General features: G+C 64.7%; 13 protein-coding genes and 1 pseudogene. 8 read left to right on the forward strand and 6 right to left on the reverse strand.

Annotated elements, in window-relative coordinates; translation table 11 throughout:
- Positions 1-216 precede the first annotated feature (216 nt).
- The 4 genes and pseudogenes from choX to LGH82_RS26735 all read left to right on the forward strand — a co-directional run bounded on the left by choX (position 217) and on the right by LGH82_RS26735 (position 5,646).
- On the forward strand, positions 217-1,152 hold the full coding sequence (gene choX, locus LGH82_RS26720) for a choline ABC transporter substrate-binding protein (protein WP_227345593.1): 936 nt from the start codon (positions 217-219) through the stop codon (positions 1,150-1,152).
- A gap of 234 nt (positions 1,153-1,386) precedes the next feature.
- Complete coding sequence (gene choW / locus LGH82_RS26725) at positions 1,387-2,241, forward strand: choline ABC transporter permease subunit (protein WP_227345594.1); 855 nt, start codon at positions 1,387-1,389, stop codon at positions 2,239-2,241.
- Positions 2,238-3,417, forward strand: a pseudogene (gene choV, locus LGH82_RS26730) (choline ABC transporter ATP-binding protein). Before choW ends, choV begins: the two are co-directional and overlap by 4 nt.
- Before the next feature lie 252 nt (positions 3,418-3,669).
- Positions 3,670-5,646, forward strand: coding sequence for an autotransporter outer membrane beta-barrel domain-containing protein (locus tag LGH82_RS26735; RefSeq protein ID WP_227345595.1), 1,977 nt, complete (start codon positions 3,670-3,672; stop codon positions 5,644-5,646).
- 102 nt (positions 5,647-5,748) lie between these two features.
- Here LGH82_RS26735 and LGH82_RS26740 read toward each other — a convergent pair whose 3' ends face one another.
- The gene (locus tag LGH82_RS26740; protein ID WP_227345596.1) at positions 5,749-7,158 is read right to left on the reverse strand and encodes an ATP-binding protein; all 1,410 of its coding nucleotides are present in this window, start codon (positions 7,156-7,158) and stop codon (positions 5,749-5,751) included.
- On the reverse strand, positions 7,155-7,871 hold the full coding sequence (locus tag LGH82_RS26745; RefSeq protein ID WP_227345597.1) for a response regulator: 717 nt from the start codon (positions 7,869-7,871) through the stop codon (positions 7,155-7,157). Before LGH82_RS26745 ends, LGH82_RS26740 begins: the two co-directional genes overlap by 4 nt.
- Positions 7,872-8,105: 234 nt before the next feature.
- Here LGH82_RS26745 and LGH82_RS26750 point away from each other — a divergent pair, with 234 nt between their 5' ends.
- From LGH82_RS26750 to clpS, 4 genes are all read left to right on the forward strand, one after another.
- Complete coding sequence (locus LGH82_RS26750) at positions 8,106-8,402, forward strand: hypothetical protein (RefSeq protein ID WP_227345598.1); 297 nt, start codon at positions 8,106-8,108, stop codon at positions 8,400-8,402.
- A 38-nt stretch (positions 8,403-8,440) separates the two neighbouring features.
- On the forward strand, positions 8,441-8,704 hold the full coding sequence (locus tag LGH82_RS26755) for a hypothetical protein (protein ID WP_227345599.1): 264 nt from the start codon (positions 8,441-8,443) through the stop codon (positions 8,702-8,704).
- A gap of 150 nt (positions 8,705-8,854) precedes the next feature.
- Entirely contained in the window at positions 8,855-9,175 is a 321-nt protein-coding gene (locus LGH82_RS26760) for a hypothetical protein (protein ID WP_227345600.1), read from the forward strand.
- 139 nt (positions 9,176-9,314) lie between these two features.
- Complete coding sequence (gene clpS, locus LGH82_RS26765) at positions 9,315-9,620, forward strand: ATP-dependent Clp protease adapter ClpS (RefSeq protein ID WP_227345601.1); 306 nt, start codon at positions 9,315-9,317, stop codon at positions 9,618-9,620.
- A 264-nt stretch (positions 9,621-9,884) separates the two neighbouring features.
- Here clpS and LGH82_RS26770 read toward each other — a convergent pair whose 3' ends face one another.
- The 4 genes from LGH82_RS26770 to LGH82_RS26785 form a co-directional block, all read right to left on the reverse strand.
- Positions 9,885-11,957: a hypothetical protein gene (locus LGH82_RS26770; RefSeq protein WP_227345602.1), complete on the reverse strand. Its 2,073-nt coding sequence runs from the start codon at positions 11,955-11,957 to the stop codon at positions 9,885-9,887.
- A 63-nt stretch (positions 11,958-12,020) separates the two neighbouring features.
- Entirely contained in the window at positions 12,021-14,840 is a 2,820-nt protein-coding gene (locus tag LGH82_RS26775) for a DUF4159 domain-containing protein (RefSeq protein ID WP_227345603.1), read from the reverse strand.
- Positions 14,837-15,751, reverse strand: a complete 915-nt coding sequence (locus LGH82_RS26780; protein ID WP_227345604.1) for a DUF58 domain-containing protein — start codon at positions 15,749-15,751, stop codon at positions 14,837-14,839. The genes LGH82_RS26775 and LGH82_RS26780 overlap by 4 nt, the downstream gene beginning before the upstream one ends.
- On the reverse strand, positions 15,751-16,755 hold the full coding sequence (locus tag LGH82_RS26785; protein ID WP_227345605.1) for an AAA family ATPase: 1,005 nt from the start codon (positions 16,753-16,755) through the stop codon (positions 15,751-15,753). The genes LGH82_RS26780 and LGH82_RS26785 overlap by 1 nt, the downstream gene beginning before the upstream one ends.
- Positions 16,756-16,810 lie beyond the last annotated feature (55 nt).

Here is a 16,810-nt window from a genome sequence, read left to right on the forward strand (position 1 = left end):
CGGCGCGCGGGGAGGGGGCGCCTCGACAGTCCACCAGAAAACGACGCCCGTGCTCCAGAAAAGCGGGAAGCGTGTCGCTGATCGGCCAGTCCGCGCCGTTGATCGTGATTGCCTTGCCGCTTGAATCCGCTCCAAAATGATGTTTGGCTGACGAAACAAGGCGGGCAGAGAAACCGTGACTTCGCTTCGCCAAAGAATCACAATGGGAGAATGACTATGTCGCGTATGAATTCCTTCGTCGCAGGCCTCGGTCTTGCGGCTCTGCTGTCCACGAGTGCCGCCTATGCCGGTGATGCGGCAAGCTGCAAGACGGTGCGTCTCTCCGATGTCGGCTGGACCGACATCCAGGCAACCACCGGCCTTACCTCGGTGCTGCTCACAGCGCTCGGCTACGATCCGAAGGTGATCCAGCTTTCGGTGCCGGTCACCATGGCGTCGCTCAAGAACAAGGACCTTGACGTCTTCCTCGGCAACTGGATGCCGTCGATGACCAACGACATCAAGGATTACACCGCCGACGGCTCGGTCGAAACCATCAGCACCAACCTGACTGGTGCCGGCTATGGCATTGTCGTGCCGACCTATGTCGCGGACGCCGGCGTCAAGTCGCTGACCGACCTCGGCAAGTTCAAGGACAAGTTCAACGGCAAGATCTACGGCATCGAGGCCGGCAATGACGGCAACCGCATCATTCTCGACATGATCAAGAACCCCGCCGACAAGCTTGATGGCTTCGAACTGGTTGAATCCTCGGAAGCCGGCATGCTGACGCAGGCCGAGCAGTCGATGAAGAACAATGAGTGGATCGCCTTCCTCGGCTGGACGCCGCATCCGGTGATGGGCGCCATGAAGATCACCTATCTCGACGGCATGGGCGACAGCGGCTTCGGCGCCGCCACGGTCTTTACCAATGTGCGCAAGGGCTACACCACGGAATGCCCGAATGCCGGCAAGCTGATCGCCAATATGAAGTTCAACCTGGCCATGGAAGGCGAGATGATGGACGCGATCCTCAAGGGCGGCGATGCCACCACGGTGGCGACCGCCTGGCTGAAGAAGCATCCAGATGCGGTTGCACCCTGGATCGCCGGCGTGACCACCTTTGACGGTGGCGACGCGGCTGCCGCAGTCAAGACCGCGCTCGGAAGCTGAGCCGACTTTGCACCCAGCGTGGCCGGACTAGCGCATGACTCCGAAAATCGCCTTCGATTTTCGCCGGGTCATGCGCAAGATCAACGTGTTGCAACATTCCCCGCGCGCCCTTCGGGACGCGCGGCGCTCTGATCAGGGCAGTACCGTAGAAAGGGCTGCCCTTTTTCATATCCTGTGACAAGATGACGTTGCGCGAGCCGAGAGCAGGGCGGCTCCTGGACGAAGAGGGGTGACATGGATCCGATTTCCCAATTCATGATCGATCACAAGATCCCGATAGGCGCCTGGGGCAAGGCGTTCTTCGGCTTCCTGACCGACAATTTCGACACCATATTCAGGGCCTTCTCCAATGGCCTCAATTTCCTCCTCGACGGGTTGGTCAACATCCTGCTGGTCGTGCCGCCTGTGCTGCTGGCGCTGATCATCGCCGCCATCGCCTGGCTGCTGCAGCGCTCCAGGCCGCTTGCCATCGGCGTGTTCCTCGGCCTGATCTTCATCATCAACCAGAACCTCTGGAAGCAGACGGTGCAGACCTTGGTGCTGGTGGTGGCCGCCGCCGCGATGGCAATGGCCATCGGCGTGCCGATGGGCATCTGGGCCGCGCACAAGCCGAAGGTCTACCGGGTCATGCTGCCAGTGCTCGACCTGATGCAGACGCTGCCGACCTTCGTCTACCTGATCCCGGTACTGACGCTGTTCGGCCTTGGCAACGCGCCTGGCCTCATCGTCACCATCATCTTCGTCATCCCGACCGCGGTCAGGCTCACTCATCTCGGCGTCGTCTCGGTGCCCAAGGCGATCGTCGAAGCCGGCGAGGCGTTTGGCGCCACCAAGAGCCAGCTGCTCTGGAAGGTGGAATTGCCTTCGGCGCTGCCCACCATCATGGCGGGCCTCACCCAGTCGATCATGCTGTCGCTGTCGATGGTGGTGTTCGCGGCGCTGATCGGCGCCGGCGGCCTTGGCACCGAAATCAACCGGGCGCTCGGCTCGCGCAGGATCGACCTTGGACTTGAGGCTGGCCTTGCCATCGTTGTGCTGGCCATCGTTCTCGACCGGATGACCCGCATTAACGTTGGAGGCAAGAAATGACCGTTGCTGTCGATTTCAGGAATGTCGACATCGTCTTCGGCGCCGACCAGGCGGGTTCCCTGGCGCTTATCGACGCCGGCGCTACCCGCGCAGAGATCCTTGAAAAAACCGGCAATGTGCTGGGCTGCGCCGGCGCCAGCCTGACCGTGCATGAGGGCGAGATCTCCGTGCTGATGGGCCTGTCCGGTTCGGGCAAGTCGACGCTGCTGCGGGCGGTCAACAGGCTGAACGTCGTGTCGCGCGGCCAAGTGCTGGTCAAGGATGGCGACAAGACCGTCGATGTCGTCACCTGCGACCAGGCGACGCTGCGCCGGCTGCGGCAGAAGCAGGTGGCCATGGTGTTCCAGCAGTTCGGCCTGCTGCCGTGGCGCACGGTGGAGGAAAATGTCGGCCTGGGCCTCGAACTCGCCGGCGTGCCGGAAGCCGAACGCAAGGAACGCGTGCACAAGCAGCTCAAGCTGGTCAATCTCGAGCAATGGTCGAAGAAATATGCCCATGAGCTTTCCGGTGGCATGCAGCAGCGCGTCGGCCTGGCGCGCGCCTTCGCCACCGAGGCGCCGATCCTGTTGATGGACGAGCCGTTCTCGGCGCTCGATCCGCTGATCCGCACCAAGCTGCAAGATGAATTGCTGCAGTTGCAGGAGGAACTGAAGAAGACCATCATCTTCGTCAGCCATGACCTCGAGGAGGCGCTGAAGATCGGCAGCCATATCACCATCATGGAGGGCGGGCGCATCGTGCAGACCGGCGCGCCGGAAGACATCGTGCTGCGCCCCGCCAACGACTATGTCCGCGATTTCATCGCCAATGTGAACCCGCTGTCGGTGCTCACCGCCTGGAACGTGATGCGCGACAGACGCGACCTTGAGCATGGCGTGGATGGCTGGGTGTGGCTCGACAGGCGCAAGACGACGCGCTTCAAGATCGACGACCACGGACTGGTGGCGGCGGCCGAACGCGACGGCAAGCCGGCGGTGGGTGTCCTGCGCCGATGTCGAGGGACAGCCGGAGGAGGGCGCCCAGGTGTTCTGGGCCAATCCCGGCACGTCGCTGAAGACGGTGATGCTCGCCATGCACCGCTCGCAGACGGCCCCTGTCGCGCTGTTCGACGACCAGTCGCGGTTCGTCGGCGCCATCGGCATCAGGGATGTGCTGTCGGCGGTGTTGCGGCGGTAGGCGTTCTCCGCCGCTTCATGGCAGGTCGGACGGATAATGCGGACCAATGCAGTGGCCATCCGGGCATCAAATCGGCTCCTCGACCGGCAAAGGGCGGTGTTGCCGATAGTCCACACAAGGCGGCCGGTATACAGGACTGCCCCCGGACCTGACCTTGCCTTTCGTGTCCGGTCGGTGCAGGGTTTCGGCAATGCGTACTCTTACGCAAGGGGCGGGATGATACTCAAGTTGCGCACAAGGGCTCAGGCAGCCGTGGCGATATCGCTTTTCGCAGCGGTGACGCTTGGCGACGATCCCGCTTTTTCCCAGAGCTTCACCATCGGTAATGGCCAGGATGTCGGCCAGCAGACGATGAGCGATGCCGGCGATACCGGAACCGTCGACTCAGGTGGAATAATCCAGACATTCAACCCCGGCGAAGACGCGGTGCTGATGTCCAATTCAGGCCAGCGTCTCACCAATTCCGGGGATATCGGAACGTTCGGCGGCGGTGCTTTCACCATATATTCGACGGGCGCTGATGCAACGATCATCAACAACGGGAACTCGATCATTCTTGCCGAAGGTGACGGATCCGCCAGCGTCGTGGCCGAGGGCAGCAATGCCAACATCGTCAACGATGGCTTTGTCGTGGCCGTTGGCACCAACGCCACGTTCGGCATCATCGCCAATGGGGTCGGCGCGCATGTGGACAACCAGGGCTTCATCGGGGTTTCCGGCAAAGCGTCCGTTGCAATACTCGGAGGCAAATCCGACCTGACCATTTCGAACAGCGGCACTATCGAGGCCGACGGGATCGGTGCTTCGGGCATTTTCTGGGCACACGACCCCACCGACCCCCCAGGATTCCCGACCGGCCTGCGCGTGACCAATTCCGGGGTGATCTCGGTTTCCGGGACGGCTTCTACCGGTATCGGTGCCGCTGGTAATGATATTGTTATCGTTAATAGCGGCGCGGTTTACATGTCCGGGGCTGGGTCGGTCGGTATAAGCACCCAGGTCGGCAACGCAGTGGTCACCAACTCCGGCACCGTCTTCAACGACTTTAACGAGAGCACAAGCACGGCCATCTCCTTCGGCGCGTCCAACGCGACGCTGAACCTCTTGGCCGGCACGGCAATCCAGGGGCCGATCGTCTTCTCCGGCTCCGGCAACACGGTAAGCTTCGGGCCGGCGTTGAACGCCGTCATGACCTTTTCGGGAAGCGGCGGTGTTCCGCAGACCATCCTGACCGGGGGGCGGCCCTTCGTCGTCAACGGCAACCAGGTGGCGGTGGTCGACATCACCGGCTTTGCCAGCGCCGGGTCGCTGGTGGAAGACCTTGCCGACGCGGTGAGCGGCGTTATCGAGACGCGTCTGACGACCCCGCATGATGATGTGCTTGGGCCACGTTCCGGCCCGGACGCCTGGTTGTCGACGTTCGGCGGGATTCGCTCCCAGGATGGTTCGGGCGCCGCGGCCGGGTTCAGCCAGGCGCTTGGCGGCATCGTTGTCGGTGCCGAAAGACGTTCGGGCGACGGTTTCCTGGGCGGCGTGTTCGTGGGTGCGGCAACCGGAACGACCGACGTCGATGACAGCGCGCAGGAGATCACCCACCGCAGCGTGTTCGCGGGCGGCTATCTCGGCTATGATCTTGGCCAGCGCTTCGCCAATCTGTCTTTCGTCGCTGGCATGCTCGACGAGCACAGCAGCCGCCGTGTCGCCAACAACCTCGTGCTCGGCGGCATCGAAACGGCGCGGGCGGATTTCAACGGCACCTTCATCAGCCCGGCGCTGACACTCGGCACGCGGCTTCCTGTCGCCATGGGTACGCTGATGCCGAGCGTGCGGCTGCGTTACGCGGGTCTCTTCGTTGGCGATTATACGGAAACGGGTTCCGCCGCCGATCTCGCGGTTGCGCGGCGCGACGTTCATTTGTTCGAAGTGCGCGGGCAACTGGCGCTGGCGCTGCCGCAAGTCACGACGCCGAGCCAGGCCTGGCAGACCACCCTGCGGGCCGGCGTGGACGGCATAGCCCAGAGCAGCGGCGACGTTTCGGCCACGCTGCTTGGCCAGGACATCTCCTTCGCCTCCGGCGCCAAGAAGACGGCGGTGCGCGGCTTTGCCGGCGCCGACGTCGCGGCGGCGGTCGGCCATGGCGTAATGTTGGATAGCGGCTTCGAGGTCGGTTATGGCAGCGACAACGCTTTCACCGCCCGAGGGCAGGTCCGCCTCAGCAAGGCTTTTTGAGGGCGCGGGGCAGCCGCCCTGCCAAAGCGCGTCGCGTCACGCAACGCGCTTCAAGCTAATCCTTTTATGTCCATCACCCAGACGCTGCGCACTTTGGGTGCATCACGCCGCCAGCGGCAGGCGCAGCTCCGTCAGCAGACCGCCGCCGGGATAATTGGACAAGCGGATCTCGCCGCCCGCGCCACGGGCGATGTTGCGGGCAATGGTCAGGCCAAGGCCGAGGCCGCCGGTCTGGCGGTTGCGGGACTGTTCTAGGCGAACGAATGAGCTGAAAACCGTGTCGAGCTGAGCCTGCGGTATGCCCGGCCCCTCGTCACGGATGGCGAGTGTCACGGTGTTTTCCGATCGCTGCAGGGTCAGGTGCGCCCGCTTGCCGTAGGTCACGGCATTCTGGACGAGATTGGTGACGCAGCGCCGAAGTGCCACCGGTCGCGCGACGCAGATCAGGCCGCGCGAATGCGCCTCGTCGTCCTCGAACGAGACAGCCTCGAAACCGTCGGCGACCGCCTCCACGAGTGACAGGAAATCGATCCTTTCATTCTTTTCCTCGGTCACCTCGAAGGTGGCGAAGTCGATGACGGAGCTCGCGATGCCCTCGATGTCGGCGAGGTCATGGGCAAGCGCGGCGCGCGCTGGCGACTTGCGCAGCAACTCCAGGCGCAGCCGCATCCTGGTCAGCGGCGTGCGCAGATCATGCGCGAGCGCGGCGGCGAGATGTTCGCGATCCTCGACATATTCGCGCAGCCTTGCCTGCATGGCGTTGATCGCCTTGGCCGCGGCGCGGACCTCGCGGCTGCCCGCCTCGGAGATCGGCGGGCTCTTCAGATCCTTGCCGATCCTGTTCACCGCGGTTTCCATCATCCGGTAGGGCGCGGTCAGCCGGCGCAGCGACCAGATCGACATGATCACCACCAGCCCGGCGATCAGCGAATAGAGCGGCAAGCTGTCGAGGCTCAGTATAGGGCCGACGGGGGTGTTGGGCTCGGTGAAGTTCAGCCACTGGCCGTCGTCGAAGCGCAGCGACGCCGTCAGCTTGTCGCTCTGGGCGAAATTGGCCGACAGCGCCAGAAGGTCGCGCTCCACCTGGCCGATGTCGGCGCGGTCGACCACGCCGTCGGTGTCGCCGGTCTCGGTCGTGGCCGGGTCGCGGCGAACCCGCGCGTCGGTGATGCCGAATTTCGACAGCCGGCTGACCATGATGTCCTCGAGCTCGGCCAGTTCGTCGTCGCCGGCGATCGATGAGGTGACGGCGGGCGTGTCCGAAACGGTCAGCGCATAAGCGGAATTGAACAGGCCGGCCGCGGTCACCTTGCGCTGCTCGGGCGTGGCGCCGCTCATCAACTGCACCAGCGAGAAGGCGCGGTCGTTGAGCCGGTAGAGGTCGACCACGTCATTGGCCGCCACCCGGTCGCGCGACACGATGTAGAGCGTTGCGACCTGGCTGATCAACAGGCCGGCAATGACGATGAGCAGCACCCAGACGGGCAGCGTCTGCGGCAGGAAGCGTCTCATTCGGACGTCGTCTCGGGCAGGAACTGGTAGCCGCCGCTGCGTACCGTGAGGATCAGTTTCGGTGTCTTGGGATCGTCTTCCATCTTGCGCCGCAGCCGGCTGACAAGAATGTCGATGCTGCGGTCGAAACTGTAGTCGGTGTCGCCGCCCGAGAGTTCGATGAGTTGGTCGCGGGTCAGCACGCGCTGCGCGCTCTTGACGAAGGTCTGCAGCAGGTTGAATTCCGCCATCGTCAACTCGACCCGAACGTCCCCCGGCGCGATCAGCCGCCGGCGCGAACAGTCCATGGTCCAGCCAGCGAAATGGTAGATCTGCTTGGTGGTGGCGCGCTTCGGCTCGGTGGTGCCGTGGCGCCTCAGCACGGCGCGTATGCGGGCCAGCAATTCGCGCGGATCGAAGGGTTTGGGGACATAGTCGTCGGCGCCCATCTCCAGCCCAACCACGCGGTCGGTGGTCTCGGTGACCGCCGTCAGCATGATGATCGGCGTCGAATAGCTGGCGCGGATGTCACGGCACAGCTCCAGGCCGCTCTTTCCCGGCAGCATGACGTCCAGAATGATGAGATCGACCGCCGTGCGGCGCAGGATGGCCTCCATCTCCGTGCCGTCGGAAGCCACCGTGGTGCGCAGCCCCCGCTTCTGGAAGAATTCCTGAAGCAGGTCGCGAATGCCCTTGTCGTCGTCGACGATCAGTATGTGTGCGTCTGATTTCACAGGTGGCCTGTCATCATGAATTGCATAGTCATCACTCCGTCATCCACACGATAGAATTCAGGCCATATCTTGGCCAGTGGTGATGGTTGGATTTCAGTCCCGATTTCCCAGAAACAATTCAGACACAAATTTCTATATTCGGGAAAAACTCGCGAAAACATACAGAGGCATAAGTGGTCACGTGGCGGTCAGGTGAACGGCTGCGACGTTAGTGCCCGGAGTTACGGAAAGCCAATGCAAAGGTTCTCGATCAGTCTGATGGGTGCGGTGCTCGGCATATCGCTCGTCACGGCCGTGGTCGAACAATCGGATGCAAAGGTGCTCACCCGGACCGAACGCTGCACCAATCTCAGCCACCAATTTGACGAAGCCCTCGAAACCCACGCCACGGCAACGCAGGTCACCGCGGCAAAGGCACTTCAGAGAAAGGGCAACCGGTTCTGCGCCAACAAGAAACAGGCACAGGGAATCCGGATGCTCGCCAATGCTCTGAAACTGCTTGGAGTGACACCGATCGACCCGGCTCAGTGACACTCACTATCGACCCGCATAAAAAAAGGAAACCAGCCATGAACAAGTCCCTTCTCTCCGCCCTCGGTCTCGCCGTCGCTCTCTCCTTCTCGATGCCGGTTCTCGGCAACGCCCAGACGACGACCACCGCTCCTGCCGCAACCACCACCACGACCGCGCCGGCAGCCACCGCGCCGGCCGCTGCGAAGCCGATGAAGGCTGCTCCGAAGAAGACCGTCAAGAAGGCCTGCAAGGCCACCAAGACGCACAAGTGCCCGGTGAAGAAGATGGCCCCGAAGAAGGTGGCCCCGAAGAAGCCCTGATCCGGGTCTCTATCTAGCCTGAACAAGGCCGCTTCAGTTGAGATTCGGCTGGAGCGGCCTTCTTCTATCCGCGCAACCGCAACACCTATATTCGACGGGCCGCGGCGATCCTTAACCTGATCGCAATTGCCGCCTGCTAAGGCTATCCGCATGAACACGCGGCCTTCGTCCATTTTGCGCTCGATGGTGCTCGGCGGCCTGTTGGTCTCCGCGCTGGTCAGGGTATTGATCCTGTTGACCGCGAGTCCGGTACCCGATCCGGTCAGTGGGCGAACCGAGCCTTCGCTGTTCGCGCCGCTGATTTCCAGGGACTGGGACTACATCACGCCGTTGCAGAACTGGCTGATGATCGTCCTGGTCAGCGCCACGCTGATCTGTTTCGTCGCCTGGGTCGTGGTCGCATGGCGCGAGCGTCGCCAGGACGCGGCCGGAACACAATCGCGCCGCATGGTCGGGCGCCAGGGCCGTTGAACGGCGGTCGATAATTCCCACATAAAGGTGAATGGCAGGGGGGCCGGCTCGTGGCCGCTCCAAATGGACGGCGGCGTTTGCCCATGTCAAAGTGACAGCCATATCCTCGACTTGAATGGTCGCGTAATTGCCGGTTCCGATGCCCGAGATCACCACAAAACCCCGTGTCGAGGTCAAGCCGCAGGTACAGCGGCCGAAGCTCTACAAGGTCATCCTCATCAATGACGATTTCACGCCGCGCGAATTCGTGGTGACGGTGCTGAAGGGCGAGTTCAAGCTGAGCGAGGACCAGGCGCACCGGGTGATGATCACCGCCCATCGCCGCGGCGTCTGTGTCGTTGCCGTCTTCACCAAGGACGTCGCCGAGACCAAGGCAACACGCGCCACCGACGCCGGCAAGGCCAAGGGCTACCCGCTGATGTTCACGACCGAGCCGGAGGAGTGAGGAGTGGTCGCCCGCAGGGCGATCAATCGACAACGATTTGTCGATTGAAGCGACGAACGCCCGAAGCCATAGCGGAGGGCAGCGGCCTGCACGCCGCAGTTTGACAACAAGTCGCCAGACAGGCGGCCCTTCGCAGGCTCAGGGCGTTCGAAGTTCGAAAAGCCAAGCAATTGGCTTTTCGTCCGCTGCGCGGACCACTTCTCACCCCCTCATCCGCCCTTCGGGCACCTTCTCCCCGTAAACGGGGAGAAGGAAGACTTGCCGCTACCTTCCCTCGCGGTACCACATCGAGCCCATTGCCAGCAGCAGCAGGCCGAGGCCGAGGAAGCCGCCGAACAAGGGTACACGCGAGACCGCCTTCAGCACGCTGTCGTCGGTGGTGCGCAGGCCGATCCAGTCGCTGCCCGAAGCCTCGCCCGAGGAGCGCACCGGCACGATGGACGGCAAGGTAACGTCGCTGGCTGACGACGTCGCGAGCCGGCGCACGCTGCCGCCGGTTGCTTCCGCCGGCGCCCTGAGGCGGTCCAGCGTGGAAACGACATCGGCGAATTCCGGCGAGTTGATGGGGCCGACATGGGCGAGAGCCGTCAGGTCGCCATTGGCGATCTGGTAGAGGCCGATCTCGCTGGTCTGGATGCTGCCGAGGAAGACGCCGGGCTCCGACTTGTCGAGCTTGACGCTCATGGTCTTGCCTGAAGGGGTGATGACCTGGGCCGTGCCGGGATCGTCGGCCATGGTCTGGCGGCGGATCTCCAGCACCATGCCGCGCCCGTCGGCGGTCAGCCGCTCCTCCTCGAGCTCCGGCTCCTTCATCAGCCAGTGGGCGATTCGCCGGTAAAGCTGGACATGCGGCCCGCCGCCCTCGAAGCCACGTGCCCACAGCCAGCCCTGGTCGGACAGGAGCATGCCGACACGGCCTTCGCCCTTGCGGTCGAGCACGAGCAGCGGTCGGTTGTCGGCGCCCTTCATCACCACCTGGCCTTCGGGGTTCTGCACGCCGATGGTGCGGAACCAGCGGCTCCAGTGCGGCGGCTCGGTGGCGGACCCGTCGAGGCCGCGCGTCACCGGGTGGCGTTGGCCAAGGTCGGTGAGGCGTGGATAAAAGGCCTTGTCGATGACTTCGCCGGTCGGCATCGCCGGCAGCGCCGACATCAGCGGCGTGCGCGCGATCGAGGCGTCGCCGGCATATTCGGGGCCGGCGGCGATCAGCAGCGCGCCGCCCTTTTCGACATATTCGGCGATGTAGTCGTAATAGAGGATCGGCAGCACGTCGCGGTGCTGGTAGCGGTCGAAGATGATCAGGTCGAAATCCTTGATCTTCTCGACGAAGAGTTCGCGCGTCGGGAAGGCGATCAGCGACAATTCGTTGATCGGCGTGCCGTCCTGCTTTTCCGGCGGACGCAGGATGGTGAAGTGGACGAGATCGACCGAGGCGTCGGACTTCAAGAGATTGCGCCAGGTGCGCTCACCGGCATGCGGCTCGCCCGAGACGAGCAGCACGCGCAGGTTCTCGCGAATGCCGTCGACCAGCGCGATGGCGCGGTTGTTGGTTTCGGTGAGTTCGCCCGGCTCCTTGTCGATGGCGAGTTCAATGATGTTGCGGCCGGCGCCGGGAATGGTCACCTGTAGCGGCATCGTCTGGCCGACGATGGCGTGCTCCACGGAAACCTGCTGGCCGTTGACGGAAACGCGGACATCGACCGGAGCGGTCTCGTTCTCGGTCGAGATGACACGGTAGCTCATGTCCAGCGGCTTGCCGACAAGGCCAAAGCGCGGCGCATTGTCGAAGCGGATGCGGCGGTCCTTTTCGTGGTCGTTGCCGGTGATCAGCGCGTGCAGCGGCGCATGGAAATCGGGGCTGCCTGCCGGCGCGTCATGCACCTGACCATCGGTGATCATGATGGCGCCACCGATACGCGACGGCGGCACGTCGCGGAACGCGCCTTCGAGCGCACTGAAAAGCCGCGTTTCGGCGCGCTCGTCGGTTGCCTCTGTCTTGCCGGCATCGATGACGCGGACGTCGAACTGCCTGAAGCGGCCAAGGCGCTGCTGCAGGCCGGCCAGAGCCTCGTCGGTCTGCTTGGTGCGGTCGCCGATATCCTGGCTCGGGCTGCGGTCGACGATCAGGGCGACGACGCTTTTCAGCGCCTCGCGCTCCTCGTCGAGGAAAACCGGATTGAGGACGGCGGCGCCCAAGGCCAGCAGGGCGACGAAGCGCAGGACCGAGCCGCGCTGGCGAAACCACAGCCCGACCAGCGACAGCAGCAGCAATGGCGCAAGCACGAGAGCCAGCAGCGGCCAGGAGATCAGCGGTTCGAAGGAGATCGACCAGTTCATGCCTTACCCTCCTTCTTGCGGGGAGGGTCGATCCGCGTAGGGAGCGCAACAAACAACGTCATTCTATTGCCCCAGCCGTTCGAGCAGCACGGGGACATGCACCTGGTCGGATTTGTAGTTGCCGGTCAGCATGTACATCATGATGTTGACGCCGGCGCGCAGCGCATAGATACGCTGCATCGGGTCCGACGGCACGGTCGGCAGCAACGGGTCACCGTTTTCGTCGACAGCCCAGGCGCCGGCGAAATCATTGGCGGTGATCATGATCGGCGACACGCCGTCGCCGGTGCGCACCGGCCGGTTCTCGGTGTTGCTGGCGTCGAGCGACGCTTCCACCCAAAGCGGGCTGCCGGCGAAGCGGCCGGGAAACTCGGGCAGGATGAAGAAGGACTTGGTCAGCACGTGGTCGGACGGCACCGGCTCGAGCGGCGGCACGTTGAGATTGGCCAGGATGTCGCGGAGCCGCTCTGTGGCCGGGCTGGTCGAATCAGCGCCGATGCCGTTGGCGAACTGGTCGCGCGTGTCGAACAGCACCGTGCCGCCCTGCTGCATATAGGCGTCGATGCGCGCGATCGAGGCCTGGCTCGGCATCGGCGCCGCCGGATCGATCGGCCAGTAGATCAGCGGGTAGAAGGATAGTTCGTCCTTCGAGATATCGACGCCCGCCGGCGCTCCGGGTTCGAGCGCGGTCTTCTCGATCAGGAAGCGGGTCAGGCCTTCCAGCCCGGCGCGGCTGATCGAATCGTCGCCAGGAACGCCGGTCAGCACATAGGCGATGCGGGTCTTCGAAATCGCTTCGATCGCCGCCTGATCGCCGGGCTTGGCATCGTCGGCGCGGGCGAGGTCGGCGTGGCCGAATACGCTGAACATGATCAGCAGCGCGGCCGTGGTCGTCACCGCACTAGTGCGGCGTGGCCGACGCGAAAACAAGCCACCCATCCAGAAGACGGCCAGCGTGTCGAGCGCCATCAGCAACAGCGCTATAGTCACCAGCGGCCCCTTGAGGTTCCGTGATTCATCGAAAGCATACTGGATGTCGGTGACCGGTACCGAAACGTTCGGACGCACCAGCGGCGCGAACGCGCTGCCGGCCTCCAGGAGGTTGTGGGCGAAGACACCGGCTTCGGAGCCGTAAAGGCCAGGCGGGTTCTCGAAGGTCACCGGCAAGCGGCCAGCGCCGGGAACCAGCGGCCTTGCATCCGGCGTCGGAGGCACCAGCGTGCCGTCGGCCGATATCATGCGGTAGGGCGCCAGCGAGGTGGCGGCGGCTTCGGCGTTGGCGACCGCGGCACCCTGGTTGCGCGATATCTGCACGATGCGCCTGAGCATCTCGACGAAACTGCCGGAAATCGGCAGGTTGGACCACGTCGCCTCGGGTGTGACATGGAACAGGACGAGCGTGCCCTTGCCCTTCTTCAGCCCGGTCACCAGCGGCGTGCCGTCGGCAAGTGCGGCCCAGGTGCGATCGACGATGTCAGGCGTCGGCTCGGCCAGCACCTGCCTTGTGACGGTGACCTCGGTGGGCGGGGCTAGATCGGCGAAGGGGCCGGCCTTCGGAAATTCGGTGACTGGCTGCGGCGACGTCCACGACAAGGCGCCGCCGAGCGAGCGCTCGCCGGTGCGCAGCCTGACCGGCAGCAGGTCGTCGTCATTGCCGGCGGCGGCCAGCCGCGAGCCGGCGAAACGCACCAGCGTGCCGCCATTGTCGACCCAGTCGACCAGTCTCTGCCGTACCTGCCCCGGGATCGTGCCGATATCGGCCATGATGATCATCGCCGGCTTCTGGTCGAGAATCTGAGGGATGGCGTCGGCAAGGTCGGCGCTCGACGGCTCGACGAGGTCGGCGAAAGGCTGCAGGGCGCGGCGGATGTAATAGAGCGGCGACAGAAGCGGTTGCGCCTGGTCGGCCTCGGCCTGCGACAGCAGCCCGACGCGGCGGCGCTTGGAGCTTTCGTCGAGGACGCGCACGGCGCCAGCATGGCGTTCGCCGTCAAGCGCGATCGAGGCGAAATCGTTGCGCAGTTCGAACGGCACGGTCATCGTGCCGGTGGCGGTTGCCTCGCCGGGGGCAAAGGTCAGTGTCGCGTCGGCGATGCGGCGGCCCTTGTCGTCGAAGGCGCCGGCGGTGATCTGCGCCGGTGCCGGGTCGCCCGGCGCGCGAATGGCGGTGAGGGCAAAGCCGTCCACCTGGTTCTCGGCACTGGTCAGGCCAGCGAGCGACATCCGATCGGTGACGGCCCAGACGACGCGCGCGGCGTTCTTCGACAGGAGCGTGTTGAAGGCGGCTTCGTCGCCTTGCGCGGCGAGGCCGTCGGCAAGCACGGCAACGCTGGCGCCCGGCAGGGAGGCCAGTGCCGCGGCGACGCGGGCGTAGACGGCGGGACGGTCGGTCGGGATCGGCCGGGGCTTTGTGGCACGCAACCGGTCGAGGGCCTTGGCGGCATCGAATGGCCCGATCTCGGCATTGGTTTTTTCGGCGGTGAAGGCGATGACCACCGGCACGCCGTTCGAGCCGGCGTCGGCGATCAGCCGCTCGGCGGTGGCGACGCGCTTGCCCCAGTCGGCGGCACTTGCCCAGTCATTGTCGATGACCAGCGCAAGGGCGGCACCCTCGGCCGGCAGTTTTTCACGCGGATTGAAGATCGGTTCGGCAAGTGCTGCGACGATGAGCGCTGCCATCAAGAGCCTGAGCAGCGTCAGCCACCATGGGCTCCGTTGCGGCGTCTCCTCACGCTTCAACACGCGAGCCAGGATCTTCAGCGGCGGAAAGATCTCGGCCTGCGGCTTGGGCGGGGTGAGCCGCAGCAGCCACCAGATCACCGGCAGCGCCAGCAGGCCCCACAGCACCATGGGAGCGCCAAAGGAGAGCGGCAGCCAGCTCATGCGCTGACCTTTCCGGCATTGCCGCCATCGGCCGTCATCGCCAGATGAAGGCGCACCAGCGCATCGGAGGCGAGGCGGTCGGTATGGTTGACGGTGAAGCTCCAGCCAAGCCGCTTGCACCAGCCGGCCAGCTCCTGGCGGCGGGCGGTGTAGAGCAAGCGGTACTCATCACCGAGCATTTCGGCGCGGCCGGCGGTCAGCTTGTCGCCGGTCTCGGGATCGGTGAATTCGGTGCGGCCGGCATAGGGAAAGGTTTCCTCGGCCGGATCGGCGACCTCGATCAGATGCGCGCGCACGCCGTGGCGGGCGAGCACGTCGAGCCAGGCCATGGTTTCCTCGACCGGGTCGAGGAAATCGCTGACGATGACGATGTCGGCGAAGCGGCGGATTGCCGACAAATCGGGCTTTGCCGGCAGGTCGCCGGCGTGCGTCAGCCGCGCCGCGATGCGTTCGGCGCCGTTGCGGGCGGTGAACGGATCGGTCAGGCCCGGCCAGGCGATGCGCTCGCCGCTGCGCGACAGAAGCTCGGCCATGGCCAGTGCCAGCACCAGCGCCCGCGACTGTTTGGAAACGCTGGCGCCGGTCGACTTGTAGAGCATGGAGGGCGAGGGGTCTGCCCAAAGCCAGACCGTATGGGCGGCCTCCCACTCGCGGTCGCGCACATAGGTGTGGTCGTCGCGTGCCGAGCGGCGCCAGTCGATGCGCGAGGAATCGCCTTCGACATAGGGCCGGAACTGCCAGAAATTCTCGCCGATGCCGCGCTTGCGGCGGCCGTGCCAGCCGGCGATCACCGTGTTGACGATGCGCCGCGCCTCGACCAGCAGGTCCGGAACCAGCGAAGCCCGCAACCGGCCACGGGCGAGCGCGTCTCTCGTCGCGGTCGGTGCCTGGAGCTCGCCAACACGCGCCATCAGATACCTTTGGCCAGCTTCGCCACCACGTCGCGCACTGTGGTGCCTTCGGCGCGGGCGGCGAAGGTCAGCGCCATGCGGTGTTGCAGCACCGGTTCGGCGAGCGCTCTGATATCATCGACCGAGGGCGCCAGCCGCCCGTCGTAGAGCGCGCGGGCGCGGGCACAGAGCGTCAACGCCTGGCTGGCGCGCGGGCCAGGGCCCCAGGCGACATGCTTGTCGGTTTCGGCATTGCCCTGGCCGGGGCGCGCCGAGCGCACCAGCTTGAGGATCGCCTCGACGACGCTTTCGGGAACGGGCATGCGGCGGATCAGCGTCTGGATCTCCCTCAACCGGGCTGGCTGAAGAACGTTTTCGGCTTTCGCATCCTCGATGCCGGTGGTCTCCAGAAGGATACGGCGCTCCGCCTCGATGTCGGGGTAGAGGATGTCGACCTGCATCAGGAAGCGGTCGAGCTGTGCCTCGGGCAGCGGATAGGTGCCTTCCTGCTCCAGCGGGTTCTGCGTCGCCAGCACGTGGAAGGGGGCCGGCAGGTCGTGGCGGGCACCGGCGATGGTGACGTGATATTCCTGCATCGCCTGCAGCAACGCCGACTGGGTGCGCGGCGAGGCGCGGTTGATCTCGTCGGCCATCAGCAACTGGGCGAAGATCGGGCCGGGAATGAAGCGGAAGGAACGCTTGCCGGTCTCGTCCTGCTCCATCACCTCGGAACCGAGGATGTCGGACGGCATCAGGTCCGGCGTGAACTGGATGCGGCGCGAATCAAGGCCGAGCACGATGCCCAGCGTTTCGACCAGCTTGGTCTTGGCAAGGCCGGGCACGCCGACCAGCAGCGCGTGGCCGCCGGCCAGCACCGCCACCAGTGTGCGCTCGACCACGCTTTCCTGGCCGAAGATGACCCGGCCGACACCGTCGCGAACCCTGGAGATGTCGGACAGTGCCTTTTCGGCCTGGGCGATCATCTCGGTTTCGCTGATCGGATTTTCCTTGATCATCACGCTCATTCAGCATCGATCCTTGTTGTTGGAAATACCGGCCCGCAGAATAGCATGACTGCCG

Origin of the sequence: Mesorhizobium sp. PAMC28654 (assembly GCF_020616515.1) — a bacterium.
In the GTDB taxonomy this organism is placed as follows: Bacteria; Pseudomonadota; Alphaproteobacteria; order Rhizobiales; family Rhizobiaceae; genus Mesorhizobium.

Bases quoted from the DNA above. Each gene is read 5' to 3' on its own strand.
- choX (WP_227345593.1), top strand. From the start codon at position 217: ATGTCGCGTATGAATTCCTTCGTCGCAGGCCTCGGTCTTGCGGCTCTG.
- choW (WP_227345594.1), top strand. From the start codon at position 1,387: ATGGATCCGATTTCCCAATTCATGATCGATCACAAGATCCCGATAGGC.
- LGH82_RS26740 (WP_227345596.1), bottom strand. From the start codon at position 7,158: ATGAGACGCTTCCTGCCGCAGACGCTGCCCGTCTGGGTGCTGCTCATC.
- LGH82_RS26750 (WP_227345598.1), top strand. From the start codon at position 8,106: ATGCAAAGGTTCTCGATCAGTCTGATGGGTGCGGTGCTCGGCATATCG.
- LGH82_RS26755 (WP_227345599.1), top strand. From the start codon at position 8,441: ATGAACAAGTCCCTTCTCTCCGCCCTCGGTCTCGCCGTCGCTCTCTCC.
- LGH82_RS26760 (WP_227345600.1), top strand. From the start codon at position 8,855: ATGAACACGCGGCCTTCGTCCATTTTGCGCTCGATGGTGCTCGGCGGC.
- clpS (WP_227345601.1), top strand. From the start codon at position 9,315: ATGCCCGAGATCACCACAAAACCCCGTGTCGAGGTCAAGCCGCAGGTA.
- LGH82_RS26770 (WP_227345602.1), bottom strand. From the start codon at position 11,957: ATGAACTGGTCGATCTCCTTCGAACCGCTGATCTCCTGGCCGCTGCTG.
- LGH82_RS26775 (WP_227345603.1), bottom strand. From the start codon at position 14,840: ATGAGCTGGCTGCCGCTCTCCTTTGGCGCTCCCATGGTGCTGTGGGGC.
- LGH82_RS26780 (WP_227345604.1), bottom strand. From the start codon at position 15,751: ATGGCGCGTGTTGGCGAGCTCCAGGCACCGACCGCGACGAGAGACGCG.
- LGH82_RS26785 (WP_227345605.1), bottom strand. From the start codon at position 16,755: ATGAGCGTGATGATCAAGGAAAATCCGATCAGCGAAACCGAGATGATC.